The following is a 16,472-nucleotide window of genomic DNA, read 5'->3' as shown; positions in this document are numbered from 1 at the left end:
TGCGGGCCAGGCAAAGGCTATCCAGGCGGTGTATTAAAGAGCGCGATGCAACGTCTGGAACAGGGTGACGTTGTCACCGAAACTCAGTCTGCGCCAGAATGGCCTGCTGTAGGGGGGAAATGTTCATCCCACGCGCTACAAAACCATGCAGCCAAACCGGCGCTTGCTCAAGCACCTGACGAGCGGCGGATTCGGTGTCAAATTCAGCAAAGACACAGGCCCCTGTACCAGTCAGGCGCGACGGCGCGTATTCTAACAGCCAGGAAAGCACCGCATCAACCTCGCGAAAACGTTTTCTTGCGATATCCTCGCAATCGTTGCTGAATTCACAATTTAATAACGTTTCTATTGACCGAATCGGGGTATTTCTTTTCAGGTCAGGATCTTTAAAGATAACCGGGGTCGGAATGCTCACGCCGGGGTGAGCAACCAGATACCATTTTTCCGGCGGGTTGACCGGGGAGAGGATTTCGCCCACGCCCTCAGCAAAGGCCGCATGACCGCGCACAAACACCGGGACATCCGCACCCAGCCTCAAGCCTAAGGCGGCCAGTTCGTCCTGCGACAGCCCACAGCCCCAAAGGTGGTTCAGGGCAACCAGCACGGTAGCGGCGTTTGATGAGCCTCCGCCCAGGCCGCCGCCCATCGGCAGACGTTTCTCGATACGGATGTCCGCACCGCTTCCCGCCGGCAGACGCCCCGATTCCGCGGCGGCGTTCATCAGCAGACGCGCAGCGCGCACAATCAGGTTGTCCTCATGCGCCACGCCGTTGACCGGCGTCAGGAGGCAAATCTGCCCGTCCTGGCGCAGTTCGATAGAAATTGTGTCGCCATAGTCAATAAACTGAAACAGCGTCTGCAGGGTGTGATAGCCGTCAGCGCGCTGGCCGGTAATGTATAAAAACAGATTCAGTTTTGCCGGAGAAGGCCAGTGGGTCATCATTTAACGATCCAGTTGTCCATTTTCAGCTTGATGCGCTGGCTGCCCTGGGTCAGTTCCATGTTGGATGGCAGCGACGGTTTACTCTTGCTGTCATAGTCGCTGTACACCACTTTCCAGGTCTTGCCGTTCTGGGTGTAGTTCACCTGGCTCAGACGGTACTGATCGTCAAGCGTGTAGTCGGTGGCGTCACCCGGCAGGCCGAGGATCCACTGGCGCAGGCTGTTCAGCGGGATAGGCATTCCGGTCAGCTTGCCAATCATCTCTTCGGCATCGGTTGCGGTGTAGTGCTGGCCTTTGTTATCGGTGATCTGCGCTTCGCCCGGTTTCGCGATAAGCTCCAGCTCGGTGCTGCCCAGCGGGTTCAGCAGCAGCAGGCGATAGTTGTCCTGCCCCGTTTGCTGCCAGAAGAAGCGGGCATAAACCTTTTGTTCGTCAGAGAGATAAGCGAAGGCGCCCCGCGTCTGGTACTGCTTCAAATTAAGGACGTCCTGCTGGTGCTGACGCCACTGCGGTGAATCAGGGCTTTTGCCCGGGCCTTTTGGTTGGGTGACAGTACAGGCGGTCAGAACCAGTGCCGCCAGGGGCAGCAGGCGAATCAGTCGGGTCATAATGAGGACAAATCCTTGAGATACGTTGCAGTTATAACTGTTAATGCTAGCGTCGAAGGGGGCTACCGTCTACGTTCAAATTATCTCAAAGCGTTGTGTAACCTATTACTCCGAAAGGGGGCTGTCTCTTTTATTGATCTCGCGCATCCTGTATGATGCGTTCTGCTAACCTTATTAACGCTGGTACTACTCCCGCTCAACATGACCCTATTAGCACTCGGTATCAACCACAAAACAGCCCCGGTTTCGCTGCGAGAACGCGTAACGTTTTCGCCAGATACGCTCGACCTGGCGCTGGATAGCCTGCTTGCACAGCCGATGGTGCAGGGTGGCGTGGTGCTCTCGACGTGCAACCGTACCGAGCTCTATTTAAGCGTGGAAGAGCAGGACAACCTGCACGAAGCGCTGATCCGCTGGCTATGCGACTACCACAATCTCAATGAAGACGAGCTGCGCAACAGCCTGTACTGGCATCAGGACAATGATGCCGTCAGCCATCTGATGCGCGTGGCCAGCGGGCTGGATTCGTTGGTGCTGGGCGAGCCGCAAATTCTGGGTCAGGTGAAAAAAGCCTTTGCGGATTCGCAAAAAGGGCATCTGAAGGCCAGCGAACTGGAGCGCATGTTCCAGAAGTCATTCTCCGTGGCGAAGCGTGTGCGAACCGAAACCGACATTGGTGCCAGTGCGGTTTCTGTTGCTTTCGCGGCCTGCACCCTTGCACGCCAAATCTTTGAATCCCTCTCCACCGTCACCGTGATGCTGGTGGGCGCGGGCGAAACCATCGAACTTGTGGCGCGCCATCTGCGCGAGCATAAAGTGAAAAAGATGATTATCGCTAACCGCACCCGCGAACGCGCGCAGGTGCTGGCGGATGAAGTGGGGGCAGAAGTGGTTGCCCTGAGCGACATCGATGAACGCCTGAAAGAGGCGGACATTATTATCAGTTCGACCGCCAGCCCGCTGCCGATTATCGGCAAAGGGATGGTGGAGCGCGCGCTGAAGTCCCGCCGTAATCAGCCGATGCTGCTGGTGGATATCGCCGTCCCGCGCGATGTGGAGCCAGAAGTCGGCAAGCTGGCTAACGCCTATCTTTACAGCGTAGATGACCTGCAAAGCATCATTTCGCACAACCTCGCTCAGCGTAAAGCGGCGGCGGTGCAGGCGGAAACCATTGTCGAGCAGGAAACCAGTGAGTTTATGGCCTGGCTGCGCGCGCAAAGCGTCAGCGAGACCATCCGCGAGTACCGCGGGCAGGCGGAGCAGGTGCGTGATGACCTGACTGCCAAAGCGTTAGCGGCCCTGGAGCAGGGCGGCGACGCGCAGGCTATTATGCAGGATCTGGCGTGGAAACTGACCAACCGCCTGATCCATGCCCCAACCAAATCTCTTCAGCAGGCTGCCCGTGACGGGGATGATGAACGCCTGACTATTCTGCGCAACAGCCTCGGGCTGGAATAGCGCCCTATACCCATTTTCTAAGACAAGGTGCACTTACGCCTATGAAGCCTTCTATCGTCGCTAAACTGGAAGCTCTGCACGAGCGCCATGAAGAAGTCCAGGCGCTGCTCGGGGATGCCGGGACCATTGCGGACCAGGAACGTTTTCGCGCACTTTCACGTGAATACGCGCAGTTAAGTGATGTTTCTAAATGCTTTACCGACTGGCGACAGGTTCAGGAAGATATCGAAACCGCGCAGATGATGCTCGACGATCCTGAAATGCGCGAGATGGCGCAGGAAGAGTTGCAGGATGCGAAAGCGCGTTCTGAGGAGATGGAGCAGCAGCTTCAGGTGCTGTTGCTGCCAAAAGATCCGGACGACGAGCGCAACGCGTTCGTGGAAGTCCGCGCCGGGACCGGCGGGGACGAAGCGGCGCTGTTTGCCGGGGATCTGTTCCGCATGTACAGCCGCTACGCCGAGTCGCGTCGCTGGCGCGTGGAGATCATGAGCGCCAACGAAGGCGAACACGGTGGCTACAAAGAGGTTATCGCCAAGATCAGCGGCGACGGCGTGTACGGTCGTCTCAAGTTTGAATCCGGCGGTCACCGCGTACAGCGCGTACCGGCCACCGAATCTCAGGGCCGAATCCACACCTCCGCCTGTACGGTGGCGGTGATGCCGGAGCTGCCGGAAGCGGAGCTGCCGGACATCAATCCTGCTGACCTGCGTATTGATACCTTCCGCTCCTCCGGGGCGGGGGGTCAGCACGTTAACACCACCGACTCCGCCATCCGTATTACCCACCTGCCGACCGGCATCGTGGTGGAGTGTCAGGACGAGCGTTCCCAGCACAAAAACAAAGCCAAAGCGCTCTCCGTGCTGGGCGCACGTATCCACGCGGCCGAAATGGCGAAACGCCAGCAGGCGGAAGCGTCTACGCGTCGTAACCTGCTGGGCAGCGGCGATCGCAGCGACCGTAACCGCACCTACAACTTCCCGCAGGGGCGCGTGACTGACCACCGCATCAACCTGACGCTGTACCGTCTGGACGAAGTAATGGAAGGCAAGCTGGATATGCTGATTGAGCCTATCGTGCAGGAATACCAGGCCGACCAGCTGGCGGCACTGTCCGAGCAGGAATAATGGATTTTCAGCGCTGGTTACGTGAGGCTGCCGGTGAGCTTTCCGAAAGCGAAAGCCCGAAACGCGATGCCGAAATTTTGCTTGAGCATGTGACGGGTAAAGCCCGCACGTACCTGCTGGCCTTCGGCGAAACCGAACTGACTGCTGAACAGGAAGCCCGGCTCGCCGCGCTGCTTGCCCGCCGTAAAACCGGCGAGCCGGTGGCGCACCTTGTCGGCGAGCGCGAGTTCTGGTCGTTACCGCTTTACGTCTCGGCGGCAACGCTGATCCCGCGCCCCGACACCGAGTGTCTTGTTGAACAGGCGCTGGCGCGCTTACCCGCATCGTCCTGCTGCATTCTCGATCTCGGAACGGGGACCGGGGCCATCGCCCTGGCGCTCGCTACCGAACGGCCCGACTGCGCGATCACGGCGGTGGATGTGATGCCCGACGCGGTGGCGCTGGCGCAGCGTAACGTGGAACGTCTTGGCCTGACCAACGTGACGGTGCTGCAAAGCAGCTGGTTCAGCGCGCTGGAGAAGCAGACGTTCGGAGTGATTGTCAGTAACCCGCCCTATATTGACGAGCGTGACCCGCACCTTGCGCAGGGGGATGTGCGCTTCGAACCGCTGACGGCGCTGGTCGCCGCCAGGGAGGGTTTAGCCGACCTTGATCACATTGTGACAACGTCACGACAACATTTGCTTTCCGGCGGCTGGCTGCTGGTGGAGCATGGCTGGACGCAGGGGGAAGCCGTGCGGGCGCTCTTTACCCAGGCGGGCTACGCCGATGTCAAAACCTGCCGCGACTACGGCGGCAACGAACGCCTGACGCTGGGGCAGTGGTTATGAGCGCAGGTACTGATAAAGGCGTAAGGCTGACTGAAAGGCGGTTTGGCGTTATCATCTACATCGTTTTGAGTTTTATCTCGCCCGGGCGTCGCTGTACGCTCGGTCGTTACTGGGGTAAGTCATGAAGTCCTTAGCCGATTTCGAATTTAATAAAGTGCCGCTTTGCGATGGCATGATCCTGATTTCTGAGATGATCCGCGACGATTTTACGTCGCAGTACGTCTACGATGAGCTGGAGAATCTGGTCTGCCTGGCGCGTGAAGAGATCAATCAGGCGCGCCCGCAGGACTGGCAATTAGAGAAGCTGCTTGAGCTTTTCTACGGCGAATGGGGTTTCTGCGACACGCGGGGCGTGTATCGCCTGTCTGACGCATTATGGCTGGACCAGGTCTTAAAAAATCGTCAGGGGAGCGCCGTTGCGCTGGGTTCTATTTTGCTTTGGGTTGCGCATCGCCTGGATATTCCACTGGTGCCGGTCATTTTTCCGACGCAGATGATCCTGCGTGCGGAGTGGCTGGACGGTGAGATGTGGCTCATTAATCCCTTCAACGGCGATACGCTGGATGAACATACGCTGGACGTGTGGCTGAAAGGCAATATCAGCCCGGTGGCTGAGCTCTTCAACGAAGATCTCGACGAGGCGGATAACGCAGAAGTGATCCGCAAGCTGCTGGATACGCTGAAGTCTGCGTTAATGGAAGAGCGTCAGATGGAGCTGGCCCTGCGCGCCAGCGAAGTGCTGCTGCAGTTTAATCCGGAAGACCCGTACGAAATTCGCGACCGTGGGTTGATCTATGCCCAGCTCGATTGTGAGCACGTGGCGCTGAACGATCTGAGCTATTTCGTCGAGCAGTGTCCGGAAGATCCTATTAGCGAAATGATTCGTGCGCAGATCAACGCGATCTCGCACAAGCAAATTACACTGCATTAATCTTAATTCCGATTCACACCTGAATAAGGCGATCCTATGAAACAAAAAGTGGTTAGCATTGGTGATATCAAGGTAGCAAACGACCTGCCGTTCGTGCTGTTTGGCGGCATGAACGTGCTGGAATCCCGCGACCTCGCCATGCGTATCTGCGAGCACTACGTGACCGTGACCCAGAAGCTGGGCATCCCGTACGTGTTTAAAGCCTCTTTTGACAAAGCCAACCGCTCCTCCATCAACTCTTACCGTGGCCCGGGCCTGGAAGAAGGGATGAAGATTTTCCAGGAGCTGAAGCAGACCTTTGGCGTGAAAGTGATCACCGACGTGCATGAAGCCACTCAGGCGCAGCCGGTGGCAGACGTGGTTGATGTGATTCAGCTCCCGGCGTTCCTGGCTCGCCAGACCGACCTGGTTGCCGCGATGGCGAAAACCGGTGCCGTGATCAACGTAAAAAAACCACAGTTCGTGAGCCCGGGTCAGATGGGCAACATCGTCGATAAATTTATCGAAGGTGGCAACGACAAAGTCATCCTGTGCGACCGTGGTTCCAACTTCGGTTATGACAATCTGGTTGTGGATATGCTGGGCTTCAGCGTGATGAAAAACGTCTCTAATCAGTCTCCGGTGATTTTCGACGTGACCCACGCGCTGCAGTGCCGCGACCCGTTTGGCGCTGCGTCCGGTGGCCGTCGTGCTCAGGTGACCGAACTGGCGCGCGCCGGTATGGCAACCGGCCTGGCTGGCCTGTTCATTGAAGCGCACCCGGATCCGGATAACGCAAAATGCGACGGCCCATCTGCGCTGCCGCTGGATAAGCTGGAGCCGTTCCTGAAACAGATCAAAGCGATTGACGATCTGGTCAAGAGCTTCGATGAGCTGGATACCAGCAAATAATAAAAAAACCCGCTTCGGCGGGTTTTTTTATGGGACATATTGCCGGGTAAGCGCAGCGCCGCTGGGCAAAAAGACTACGCAAAAATTGTCATCAAGTAAGCCACAAACAGCGCCATATGCGCCGCGCCGTTCAGCACGTTGGTGCGTCCGGTTGAGAATGAAATCTGGCACAGCAGCAACGAGGCCACCATCACAATCATCTCTGGCGCGCCCAGCGCGAACTGCAGTTCGTTACCGGTCATAAAGGCAATCAGGGTCACCACCGGCACGGTGAGTGAAATGGTCGCCAGCACGGAGCCGAAGAACAGGTTCATGGCGCGCTGCACCTGATTGTTTAAGACGGCTTTCAGCGCCCCCAGCCCTTCCGGGGACAGGATCAGCAGCGCCACCAGGAAACCGGTAAACGCGACCGGCGCGTTCAGTTCGGTTAACAGCGTTTCCAGCGGATTGGCGTTCATCTTGGTGACGGCAATCACCGCAATCAGATGCACGATCAGCCAAACCGTATGCCACGCGCTGCTGTGGGCCGACGGCTTACCGTGGTGCGGGTCATCGTCGTCGCTGTCGTCTTCATGCTCATACACAAACAGGCTCTGGTGCGTTTTGGTCTGAATCAACAGGAACACGCCGTACATGGCTGCGGAAATCAGCGCAACCAGCAGCGCCTGACCGGTGGAGAAGTTGGCACCCGGCAGCGCCATCGGGAAGACCAGCACGATAATCGCCAGCGGGAAGAGGGCAATCAGATACTGTTTTATGCCGAACAGGTTCATATACTGGGTCGCGAATTTACGCCCGCCCAGCAGCAGAGAGAAGCCCACCAGGCCACCCGTCACAATCATAATGATCGAGTAGAGCGTGTCGCGCATCAGCGTCGGCGCGGCATCGCCGGTGGCCATGAGCGCGGAAATCAGGCTGACTTCGAGAATAACAACGGAAAGGCTGAGAATTAACGATCCGTAGGGTTCGCCCAGACGGTGGGCCAATACGTCCGCATGGCGAACGACGCTAAATGCGCTGGTTAAGATACCGACCAGGGCAAGAATATTGATACCAACCACCACTGGCAGTGACTGACTGCTTCCCCAGAAGAGCAGCACAGCCAGTGCCAGAACCGGGAAAATGAGAGACGTCTCCTTGTGGCGGGTCTTTACCGCCTCGTGTGTTGCTGTCATGTGCTTCTCCATCAATGCAGGTGCTTGTAATTATAGATAGATTTTTGAGGTCATTAAATTAACAGATCTCTGTTAAATGCCCTTTATTTTTTACTTAATTTTACCTTTTTTAATAATTATCACGCCTGATTCCTGTAATTCACCATATTCTCCTAATATTTGTTTAATAACAATAAGTTAATGTTTTCGATTATTCATAAATGAAGTGTGGGTGGCACGCTGCCATATCGTCGTCCACACTTATCTCTTTAACCAAAAGAGAGGTGAGTGATGCCTTATAAAACGAAACGCGAATTACCCGATAATGTGCAAAACGTGCTGCCCGCTCACGCGCAGGATATCTACAAAGAGGCGTTTAACAGTGCCTGGGATCAGTACAAAGATAAGGACGATCGCCGGGATGATGCCAGCCGTGAAGAGACGGCACACAAAGTCGCCTGGGCCGCTGTAAAACATGAATATGAAAAAGGAGACGACGATAAATGGCATAAAAAGAAATAGCCCTGAAATAATTCGCTGCCTTCATTTTGACTTTTCAGGCGGTTGAACTGCCGTTGTATTGCAACTGGTCCGCTAATTGCTTATCGTTATTCAACTGCTGGCAAAATGACCAGCACCTAAGGCCGGGAAGGCGAATTACAGATGTCGCAAGGAAGCATGCAGTGGCGGAGGTGGAAAGTGTTAACGCGTGATTTCTTAATGAAGGCAGATTGTAAGACGGCATTTGGTGCTATTGAGGAATCGCTTCTCTGGTCAGCTGAACAACGTGCGGCGTCGCTCGCTGCCACGCTTGCCTGCCGCCCGGATGATGGCCCGGTATGGATTTTTGGCTACGGCTCCCTGATGTGGAACCCGGCGCTCGAATTTGTCGAATCGGCAACGGGCACGCTGCCTGGCTGGCATCGCGCATTTTGCCTGCGCCTGACGGCCGGACGCGGCAGCGCGTGCCAGCCCGGGCGTATGCTTGCACTGAAAGAGGGCGGACGCACCACGGGCGTGGCGTATCGCCTCCCGGATGCCACCCTGGAAGAGGAGCTTACGCTGCTCTGGAAGCGTGAGATGATCACCGGCTGCTACATGCCGAGCTGGTGCAAGCTGGATCTTGACGACGGACGCACCGTCAATGCGCTGGTGTTTATTATGGACCCGCGCCATCCGCTGTATGAAGCGGACACCCGCACGCAGGTGATTGCCCCGTTAATTGCCGCCGCCAGCGGGCCGCTGGGTACCAACGCGCAGTATCTCTTCTCTCTCGATCAGGAGCTGACCCGCCTCGGCATGAAGGACGATTGTCTGAATGAGCTGGTGGTGAAGGTGAAGGCGCTGCTGGAAGGAAACCCGCTCAACGGCACGCTGCGACCGGGTTTTGCCTGATAATACGCCCGGCTGGCCGGGCGCGTAATTTAAGCTGCTACGTAACTGACAGAATGCTCCAGAGACTGGCTGTGGCTGTCGATCAGCACATCCCAGGTGCCGGTATACGGCACGGTAAGCCAGGCGTTATCATCCTGCACGGTGAGAATATCCGCCTGGGATTGTTTTTGTGCTTTCGCACTCATCAGATGAATACGGCAGCGCTCTGAGCAACGCACCACTACCGTATCCCCGCCAAACAGTTTCAAACTTGTTTTTACCAGTGCCATTTTTTACCCCGTAGTCTTAAACAACGCTCTCCCTGCAGCCATATCCGAGCGTGATATTGTTCACAATTCACTCATGGCATAACACCAAAGGGGAGGGGGAGGGATGCTGATTTTGATCAAAAAATGGCATAACGATTAAACAAAAATGACAAAATTCCTCAAAATTTCAGCTGACGCGCGTTTTACCCGCTAAACGCGCGCCAGTATAAAATTAAATGCGGAAATGGCCGGCGGTTTCAGCAAGGTCGCCCGCCTGGCTCTGCAGGGCGCCCGCGGCAGCGGCGGATTGCACGACCAGCTCGGCGTTCTGCTGGACCATGCGGTCGAGGTGGGTCACCGCGTGGTTAATTTCGTGAATGCCTTTCATCTGCTCGCTGGTGGCGATGGAGATTTCGCGCATGATGCCGGAGACGCTGCCAATGCTCGAGCGGATCTCGTCCATGCTTTCCCCGGCCAGATGCACGTAGCGGGAGCCGGTGGCCACGCTGTCGGTGGTGGAATCAATCAGCGATTTGATCTCTTTCGCCGCCTGGGCGCTACGGCTCGCCAGGTTACGCACTTCGCCCGCCACCACGGCAAACCCGCGCCCCTGCTCGCCGGCACGGGCCGCCTCGACGGAGGCATTCAGCGCCAGAATGTTGGTCTGGAACGCGATACCGTCAATCACGCTGGTGATGTCGCCAATTTTAGCCGACGCGACTTCGATGGACTGCATGGTGCTGATCGCCTGGGATACCACCTCGCCGCCGCGCGCCGCGGCCGCGGAGGCTTTGCTCGCCTGGTCATTTGCTTCCGCCGCCGATTCGTTCGACTGGGTCACGGAGGCGGTGATCTGCTCTACGGCGCTGGCCGTCTCGCGCAGGCTGGACGCCGCCTGCTCGGTACGTCCGGAGAGATCCTGGTTACCCGCCGCAATCTCCTGAGCGGCGTTTTTCACCGACTCGCTGGCATCACGGAGCTGCACCATCACCACCGACAGCTTATCGCTGAAGGCGTTAAAGGCCTGGGCAATCTGCGCCACCTCGTCCTCACCGCTGTCAGGCAGACGCTGCGACAGGTCGTTAGTCCCGTTGGCAATGTTGTGCATCGCGTCGCGAATGTCCGACAGGCGCTTCAGCAGACGGGCAATCAGGAGGTGAACAATGGCCGCGCTCAGCAGCGCCAGGATCACCAGCGAAATCGCCGAGGCTTTAAGCAGGGAACGCATGCCGGAAGTGGCATCACCGCTGTCGAGGGCGACGACCAGCAGCCAGTTTGTGCCCGGCACGGCGGTTGCCACGAAGGTTTTTTCGACGTCGTTCAGCGTACCGTCGACAAGGTTACCGCTTTTCAGCGCAGCAAAATCGATGCCTTTGATGGTCTCAGCAAACGGTTTAAGCGTCAGAGCCGGATCGTTAGCCGCAATCACGCTGCCGTCACTGTTCAGAAGCAAGCCGCTGCTGGACGGAGTTGGATGGATCCCGCGCACGTTCGCCACCACGCTGTCCATGGCCACATCGCCCGCCACCACCGCTTTCAGGGCGCCATTCTCTTTCACCGGCACGGCGAAGGTCACCACCAGTTTACCGGTACCGGCATCAACGTAAGGCGCGGTGACGACCGGGCCGTCCGCGCTGACCACCTGCTGATACCACGGGCGAATGGTCGGGTCATAATCCGCAGGTACGCCCGCGGGCTCAGAGAATTTCGCCGTTTTGCTGGCGTAGCCGACATAAACGTTGGTGAATCCACCCGCCTGCGCAAGCTGTTTAAACACCGGAACCGGGTCGTCACTCAGCGCAACGGTCTGGGCAGCGGCGATAACCGTCATCTTGCTTTTTACCCAGTCGGCAATCGCCATGTTATGGCTGGCGCTGGTGCTGGTCAGGATATCGCGCTGTGACTGCTGGTTATCCTGGCGTGTGACCTGGAAGTTAATAACGGTATTGAGGAGAAGGGCGACGACCAGACAGCCTGCCGTCGCCGCGATGATGCGTGCACGAATCGATCTGAACATAAGTGAAATACCTGCTGTGTTGTTTCCATGCCTATCGGCAACCCCGCAGGTAAACTTGATGCTGAAACCGCGTCCATAAGAAAATAATATTTTTATGGGTTTATTATTAAAAAGTTAATACTTTATCAGCGGACAGCGTCCACTCGGCCAGTTCAACCAGCGTACCAATTTCTACGCCATCAATCAGCGGCAGCCCGGTGATACCGCGCCCGTCGGTGCAGGTTTTGCACAGCTTCACCGGCACGTTTTGTGCGGTCAGGATCTCTAGCATCTGCTGAATGTTATAGCCCTCGGCCGGCTTTTGTCCCTTCAGCCCGGCGGTGACGGCGTCCGACATTAAAAAAAGGCGTAACGCCAGGTCGCTCTCTTTTTCATGTAGCGCGATCGCCAGGCGCAGGCTGTTGAAAAGGGATTCGCTGCCGTAGGCCGCACCGTTGGCGACGATCACAATCTTCTGCATGTTGACTCCTGTTCTTATAAAGGCACGAATATTGCTTAATTCCCCGGAGTTTCGCTGTCCGGGAGAGTAAGCATGACATTAATGGCAGGCATTTCGCCAGGCGCTGCCGAATGGCTCACGCGCGCAAAGATGATGCGCCAGGAGCAGTTCAGCAAGCTGGCACAGCTGGGCGTGCTTGTGCACGGCATTAGCCAACTGGTGCACATGTTACAGTGCGAGCGCGGGGCGTCCAATGTCTGGCTCTGCTCACAGGGCAAGCTGTACGCCCCCGAATGCAAAGCCAGCCGGGCGCTGGTGGATGAGAACCTCGCTGCCCTTTACGGCATTCTTGAAACACAGTCGCCGATCCCGGGAAGTGCCGTCTGTGAACGCATCGGCGGCGCGCTCCTGAGCCTGGATACGCTTCCCGCGCTGCGTGACGGTGTGATTCAGCAGACGGTAACGGCACCCCAGGCGATGGAACACTACTCCCGCATGCTTCGCCATCTGCTCAGTATCGTGCCGCAGCTTAATGACAGCATTGACGATCCGCAAATCGCAGGACGTTTTGTCGCGCTTTATAGCCTGATGCAGGGCAAGGAGCTGGCGGGACAGGAGCGGGCGCTGGGGGCGATTGGCTTCACGCAGGGTTTTTTCGATGATGTGACTCGTCAGAGGCTGGTTGACCGCATTGACGGGCAGCAGGCCTGCTTTGAGATCTTTCTCTCACACAGTTCCGCTGACGTTCAGACCACCTTTTCAATGCACTGTCAGCCCGATCGTGAAACGGAGCAGCTCCGGCGCGTGGCCTGTACCCGCCAGCCCGCCGCCGATAACGGCCTTACCGCGCTGGCCTGGTTTGCTCTGCAAACCGCGCGCCTTGAGCATCTGCGCACGCTGGAGGAGACGATCATCGCCGATCTGATGGTCGCGGTGGACGAATGCATTCACCGTGACGATGAGTACGCGCCCCCCGGCGATGAACAGGATGACCCGCCGATCCGCTATCCGGAAAAACCGTTGCTTACCCTGGTTCGCCAGCAGGCGCGCGAGATAGAGCAGCTCTCACGTCAGCTTGCGTCGCTGCGCGATACGCTTGAAGAGCGCAAAATCATTGATAAAGCGAAGAGCGTGCTGATGAATCACCAGAATATGAGTGAGGAACAGGCCTGGACGGCGCTGCGCAAAATGGCGATGGACAAAAACCAAAGGATGGTGGATATCGCCCGCGCGCTGCTCATGGTGAAGAATGTATGGCAGGTAACACCAAAGGAGTAGCTGCACGGTCAGTGGGCATTTTATGCCTGTTTGCGGTGCGTAAAGGCGAGGGAATAACGGTAAGCGCCGCAAGAAACGGTGTGTTAAAACCTGGCATTCACTTTGCATTATCAGATTAACCATTTTTGACGATGCGCCAACGGCGGTGCATCCGTCTTCGGGATAAAGGCGTCCACTGGTGCTTCGGCACCGTGGGCGCTTTTTTTTGGTTTTTTTTCAGGAGTGGTCATGGCGGATTTGTCGAGACGGCGTTTTTTGCAGGCCAGCATGCTGGCGAGTGGTGCAATGCTGTTGCCGGGTGTCATGCAGGCCGCATGGGCGGCAGGCTCGGATAAACCGGAGCAGGAAACAGTACGCATCGGGTTTATCCCGCTGACAGACTGTGCCCCGGTGGTTATCGCTGCGCTGAAAGGGTTTGATAAAAAATACGGTATTACCATCGTGCCCACCAAAGAGGCGAGCTGGGCGGCGGTGCGCGACAAGCTGGTGGCGGGCGAACTCGATGCCGCGCACATTCTCTACGGCCTGCTGTACGGACTGGAGCTGGGCATCGCCGGCAAGCCACAGCAGATGGCTAACCTGATGACCCTCAACCAGAACGGCCAGGCGATTACGCTCTCCAGCGATCTGGCAGAGAAGGGCGTTCATGACCTTGACGGGCTGAAAAAGCGGATTGGGCAGCAGGCGCCTGGCACCTATACCTTCGCGCACACCTTCCCGACCGGGACGCACGCCATGTGGCTCTACTACTGGCTGGCCAGCGCGGGCATTCACCCCTTTGACGACGTGCGCACGGTGGTGGTGCCGCCGCCGCAGATGGTGATGAACATGCGCATTGGCAACATGGTCGGCTTTTGCGTCGGCGAGCCGTGGAACGCGCGTGCCATCAACGACCGCATCGGTTTTACCGCCGCCACGTCGCAGTCTGTCTGGGCCGACCATCCGGAAAAAATCCTCGGGACGCGTCGCGACTGGGTGGAGAAAAACCCGCACACCGCCCGGGCGCTGGTGAGCGCAGTGCTGGAGGCGGCGCGCTGGATTGAGGCCTCCCCGGAAAACAAACGCGAAACCGCGCAGATCCTCTCCCGCCGGGCGTGGCTCAACTGCAAAGAGCAGTATCTCACCGGACGCATGCTCGGCGAGTACGACAACGGCCTGGGCCAGCGCTGGCAGGACGCGCACCCGATCCGCTTCTTCAACGAGGGGGCCGTCAGCTACCCGTATCTCTCCGACGGCATGTGGTTCTTAACCCAGTTCCGCCGCTGGGGCTTGCTCAAAGCCGCCCCGGACTACGCGGGCATCGCACAACGCATTAACCAGACGGCGGTCTGGCAGGATGCCGCCACGGCGGTGGGGGGCATTACCACACCGACTTCACCACTACGCAGCAGCACATTGATGGACGGCACCGTCTGGAACGGTACCGACCCGGAAGGATACGCCAGCCGTTTCGCCATTCACCGTAAAGGGGCCTGATTATGCAGCATCTGCAAAAGACAAAATCACACGAGACGCCGGAGAGTGGAGAGGTGATTGTCCTGCCTCCGGTGCAGGTTCGCCGCCGCACGCCGACGTTTGCGCGTCGGATTAACGCGATCCTTCAGCGCATCATTCCGGCTTTTCTGGGGCTGGGACTGCTGGTGGTGCTCTGGCAGCTGGCGGCGATTAACAGCAAAGGTTTCCCGACGCCGCTCAGCACGCTCGATTCCGCTATTACCCTGTTTGCCGATCCGTTTTATCGCGACGGGCCAAACGACATGGGCATCGGCTGGAACGTGCTCGCCTCATTACAGCGCGTGGCGGTGGGCTTTGGCCTGGCCGCGTTCGCCGGGATCCCGCTCGGCTTTCTGATTGGCCGCTTCACCTTTTTTTCGCGCATGTTCGGCCCGCTGATCGCGCTGTTACGCCCGGTTAGCCCGCTGGCCTGGCTGCCCATCGGCCTGCTGCTGTTCCAGAAAGCGGAGCCCGCGTCGAGCTGGACCATTTTTATCTGCTCCATCTGGCCGATGGTGATCAACACCGCCGAAGGCGTGCGCCGCATTCCGCAGGACTACCTCAACGTGGCCCGGGTGCTGCAGCTTTCCGAGTGGACCATCATGCGCCGCATTCTCTTCCCGGCGGTGCTGCCCGCAGTGCTGACCGGGGTGCGCCTCTCCATCGGCATCGCCTGGCTGGTGATTGTCGCCGCCGAGATGCTGACCGGCGGTTTAGGGATCGGTTTCTGGATCTGGAACGAGTGGAACAACCTCAACGTCGAAAACATTCTCATCGCCATCGTCATCATTGGCGTGGTCGGGCTGCTGCTGGAGCAGGGGCTGATGCTGATCGCCCGTCGCTTTAGCTGGCAGGAAAAATAAGGAGCGAACATGAAACCATTAATCCAGGTCCAGGCCGTGAGCCAGCGTTTTTCCACCGCCAGCGGCGAATTTCTGGCGCTGCAGAACGTCTCCTTTGATATCCATGAGGGCGAAACCGTCAGCCTGATTGGGCACTCCGGCTGCGGTAAATCGACGCTGCTTAACCTTATCGCTGGGATCACGCTGCCGACGGAAGGCGGGCTGATTTGCGACAACCGCGAAATTGCCGGGCCGGGTCCGGAGCGCGCGGTGGTATTCCAGAACCATTCGCTGCTGCCGTGGCTCACCTGCTTCGACAACGTGGCCCTGGCGGTAGATCACGTGTTTCGACACAGCATGAGCAAGGCGGAGCGCCGGGAGTGGATTGAGCACAACCTCGACCGCGTGCAGATGGGGCACGCCCTGCACAAGCGCCCGGGGGAGATCTCCGGCGGCATGAAGCAGCGCGTCGGGATTGCCCGCGCGCTGGCGATGAAGCCGAAAGTCCTGCTGATGGATGAACCCTTCGGCGCGCTGGATGCGCTGACGCGCGCCCATCTGCAGGACTCGGTGATGCAGATCCAGCAGGCGCTGAACACCACCATCGTGCTGATTACCCACGACGTGGACGAGGCGGTGCTGCTCTCCGATCGCGTGCTGATGATGACCAACGGCCCGGCGGCGACCGTCGGGGAGATCCTGCACGTTGACCTGCCGCGCCCGCGTAACCGGGTGCAGCTGGCTGACGACAGCCGCTATCACCACATGCGCCAGCAGATCCTGCATTTCCTCTACGAAAAGCAGCCGAAAGCGGCGTAGC

General features: G+C 58.0%; 17 protein-coding genes. 11 read left to right on the top strand and 6 right to left on the bottom strand.

Translation table 11 applies throughout. From position 1 onward, the window contains the following. Positions 1-73 precede the first annotated feature (73 nt). Together ispE and lolB are read right to left on the bottom strand one after the other, a co-directional pair. Entirely contained in the window at positions 74-943 is an 870-nt protein-coding gene (gene ispE, locus AA74_RS0119715; protein ID WP_025913101.1) for a 4-(cytidine 5'-diphospho)-2-C-methyl-D-erythritol kinase, read from the bottom strand. Beyond that, on the bottom strand, positions 940-1,551 hold the full coding sequence (gene lolB, locus AA74_RS0119710; protein WP_025913100.1) for a lipoprotein insertase outer membrane protein LolB: 612 nt from the start codon (positions 1,549-1,551) through the stop codon (positions 940-942). Before lolB ends, ispE begins: the two co-directional genes overlap by 4 nt. Before the next feature lie 201 nt (positions 1,552-1,752). On the opposite strand from lolB, the gene hemA reads away from it, so the two are divergent. From hemA to kdsA, 5 genes are all read left to right on the top strand, one after another. Next, the gene (gene hemA, locus AA74_RS0119705; protein WP_008499512.1) at positions 1,753-3,009 is read left to right on the top strand and encodes a glutamyl-tRNA reductase; all 1,257 of its coding nucleotides are present in this window, start codon (positions 1,753-1,755) and stop codon (positions 3,007-3,009) included. Between the two features lie 41 nt (positions 3,010-3,050). After that, complete coding sequence (gene prfA, locus AA74_RS0119700) at positions 3,051-4,133, top strand: peptide chain release factor 1 (protein WP_021240360.1); 1,083 nt, start codon at positions 3,051-3,053, stop codon at positions 4,131-4,133. Further along, positions 4,133-4,963, top strand: coding sequence for a peptide chain release factor N(5)-glutamine methyltransferase (gene prmC / locus AA74_RS0119695; protein WP_025913099.1), 831 nt, complete (start codon positions 4,133-4,135; stop codon positions 4,961-4,963). The genes prfA and prmC overlap by 1 nt, the downstream gene beginning before the upstream one ends. A gap of 121 nt (positions 4,964-5,084) precedes the next feature. Then, positions 5,085-5,894 carry an invasion regulator SirB1 gene (gene sirB1 / locus AA74_RS0119690; RefSeq protein ID WP_023292212.1) on the top strand — a complete coding sequence of 270 codons (810 nt, stop codon included), beginning with the start codon at positions 5,085-5,087 and terminating at the stop codon, positions 5,892-5,894. A gap of 36 nt (positions 5,895-5,930) precedes the next feature. Then, complete coding sequence (kdsA, locus tag AA74_RS0119685) at positions 5,931-6,785, top strand: 3-deoxy-8-phosphooctulonate synthase (RefSeq protein ID WP_025913098.1); 855 nt, start codon at positions 5,931-5,933, stop codon at positions 6,783-6,785. A 74-nt stretch (positions 6,786-6,859) separates the two neighbouring features. Here the strand turns inward: kdsA and chaA are convergent, their stop codons facing one another. Continuing rightward, on the bottom strand, positions 6,860-7,960 hold the full coding sequence (chaA, locus tag AA74_RS0119680) for a sodium-potassium/proton antiporter ChaA (protein ID WP_008499517.1): 1,101 nt from the start codon (positions 7,958-7,960) through the stop codon (positions 6,860-6,862). Between the two features lie 270 nt (positions 7,961-8,230). On the opposite strand from chaA, the gene chaB reads away from it, so the two are divergent. After that, positions 8,231-8,461: a putative cation transport regulator ChaB gene (chaB, locus tag AA74_RS0119675; RefSeq protein WP_008499518.1), complete on the top strand. Its 231-nt coding sequence runs from the start codon at positions 8,231-8,233 to the stop codon at positions 8,459-8,461. Positions 8,462-8,638: 177 nt separating this feature from the next. Further along, positions 8,639-9,334 carry a gamma-glutamylcyclotransferase gene (locus AA74_RS0119670; protein ID WP_023292215.1) on the top strand — a complete coding sequence of 232 codons (696 nt, stop codon included), beginning with the start codon at positions 8,639-8,641 and terminating at the stop codon, positions 9,332-9,334. 29 nt (positions 9,335-9,363) lie between these two features. Here AA74_RS0119670 and AA74_RS0119665 read toward each other — a convergent pair whose 3' ends face one another. The 3 genes from AA74_RS0119665 to AA74_RS0119655 form a co-directional block, all read right to left on the bottom strand. Then, positions 9,364-9,603, bottom strand: coding sequence for a DUF1883 domain-containing protein (locus tag AA74_RS0119665; RefSeq protein WP_008499520.1), 240 nt, complete (start codon positions 9,601-9,603; stop codon positions 9,364-9,366). Between the two features lie 211 nt (positions 9,604-9,814). Further along, positions 9,815-11,599 carry a methyl-accepting chemotaxis protein gene (locus AA74_RS0119660; RefSeq protein WP_025913097.1) on the bottom strand — a complete coding sequence of 595 codons (1,785 nt, stop codon included), beginning with the start codon at positions 11,597-11,599 and terminating at the stop codon, positions 9,815-9,817. A gap of 106 nt (positions 11,600-11,705) precedes the next feature. Next, on the bottom strand, positions 11,706-12,059 hold the full coding sequence (locus AA74_RS0119655) for a DsrE/DsrF/TusD sulfur relay family protein (protein ID WP_025913096.1): 354 nt from the start codon (positions 12,057-12,059) through the stop codon (positions 11,706-11,708). A 72-nt stretch (positions 12,060-12,131) separates the two neighbouring features. On the opposite strand from AA74_RS0119655, the gene nasR reads away from it, so the two are divergent. The 4 genes from nasR to AA74_RS0119635 all read left to right on the top strand — a co-directional run bounded on the left by nasR (position 12,132) and on the right by AA74_RS0119635 (position 16,471). After that, a complete protein-coding gene (nasR, locus tag AA74_RS0119650; RefSeq protein ID WP_025913095.1) occupies positions 12,132-13,316 on the top strand; it encodes a nitrate regulatory protein NasR in 1,185 nt (394 codons plus the stop codon). Between the two features lie 228 nt (positions 13,317-13,544). Beyond that, entirely contained in the window at positions 13,545-14,792 is a 1,248-nt protein-coding gene (locus AA74_RS0119645) for a CmpA/NrtA family ABC transporter substrate-binding protein (protein ID WP_023344359.1), read from the top strand. A gap of 2 nt (positions 14,793-14,794) precedes the next feature. After that, positions 14,795-15,673, top strand: a complete 879-nt coding sequence (ntrB, locus tag AA74_RS0119640) for a nitrate ABC transporter permease (RefSeq protein ID WP_008499525.1) — start codon at positions 14,795-14,797, stop codon at positions 15,671-15,673. A gap of 9 nt (positions 15,674-15,682) precedes the next feature. Next, entirely contained in the window at positions 15,683-16,471 is a 789-nt protein-coding gene (locus tag AA74_RS0119635; RefSeq protein ID WP_021240347.1) for an ABC transporter ATP-binding protein, read from the top strand. Position 16,472: the final 1 nt, after the last annotated feature.

It is taken from the genome of Enterobacter sp. 5-4 (genome assembly GCF_000612205.1).
In the GTDB taxonomy this organism is placed as follows: domain Bacteria; phylum Pseudomonadota; class Gammaproteobacteria; order Enterobacterales; family Enterobacteriaceae; genus Enterobacter; species Enterobacter roggenkampii.
This window is presented reverse-complemented; position numbering and strand designations above follow the sequence as displayed.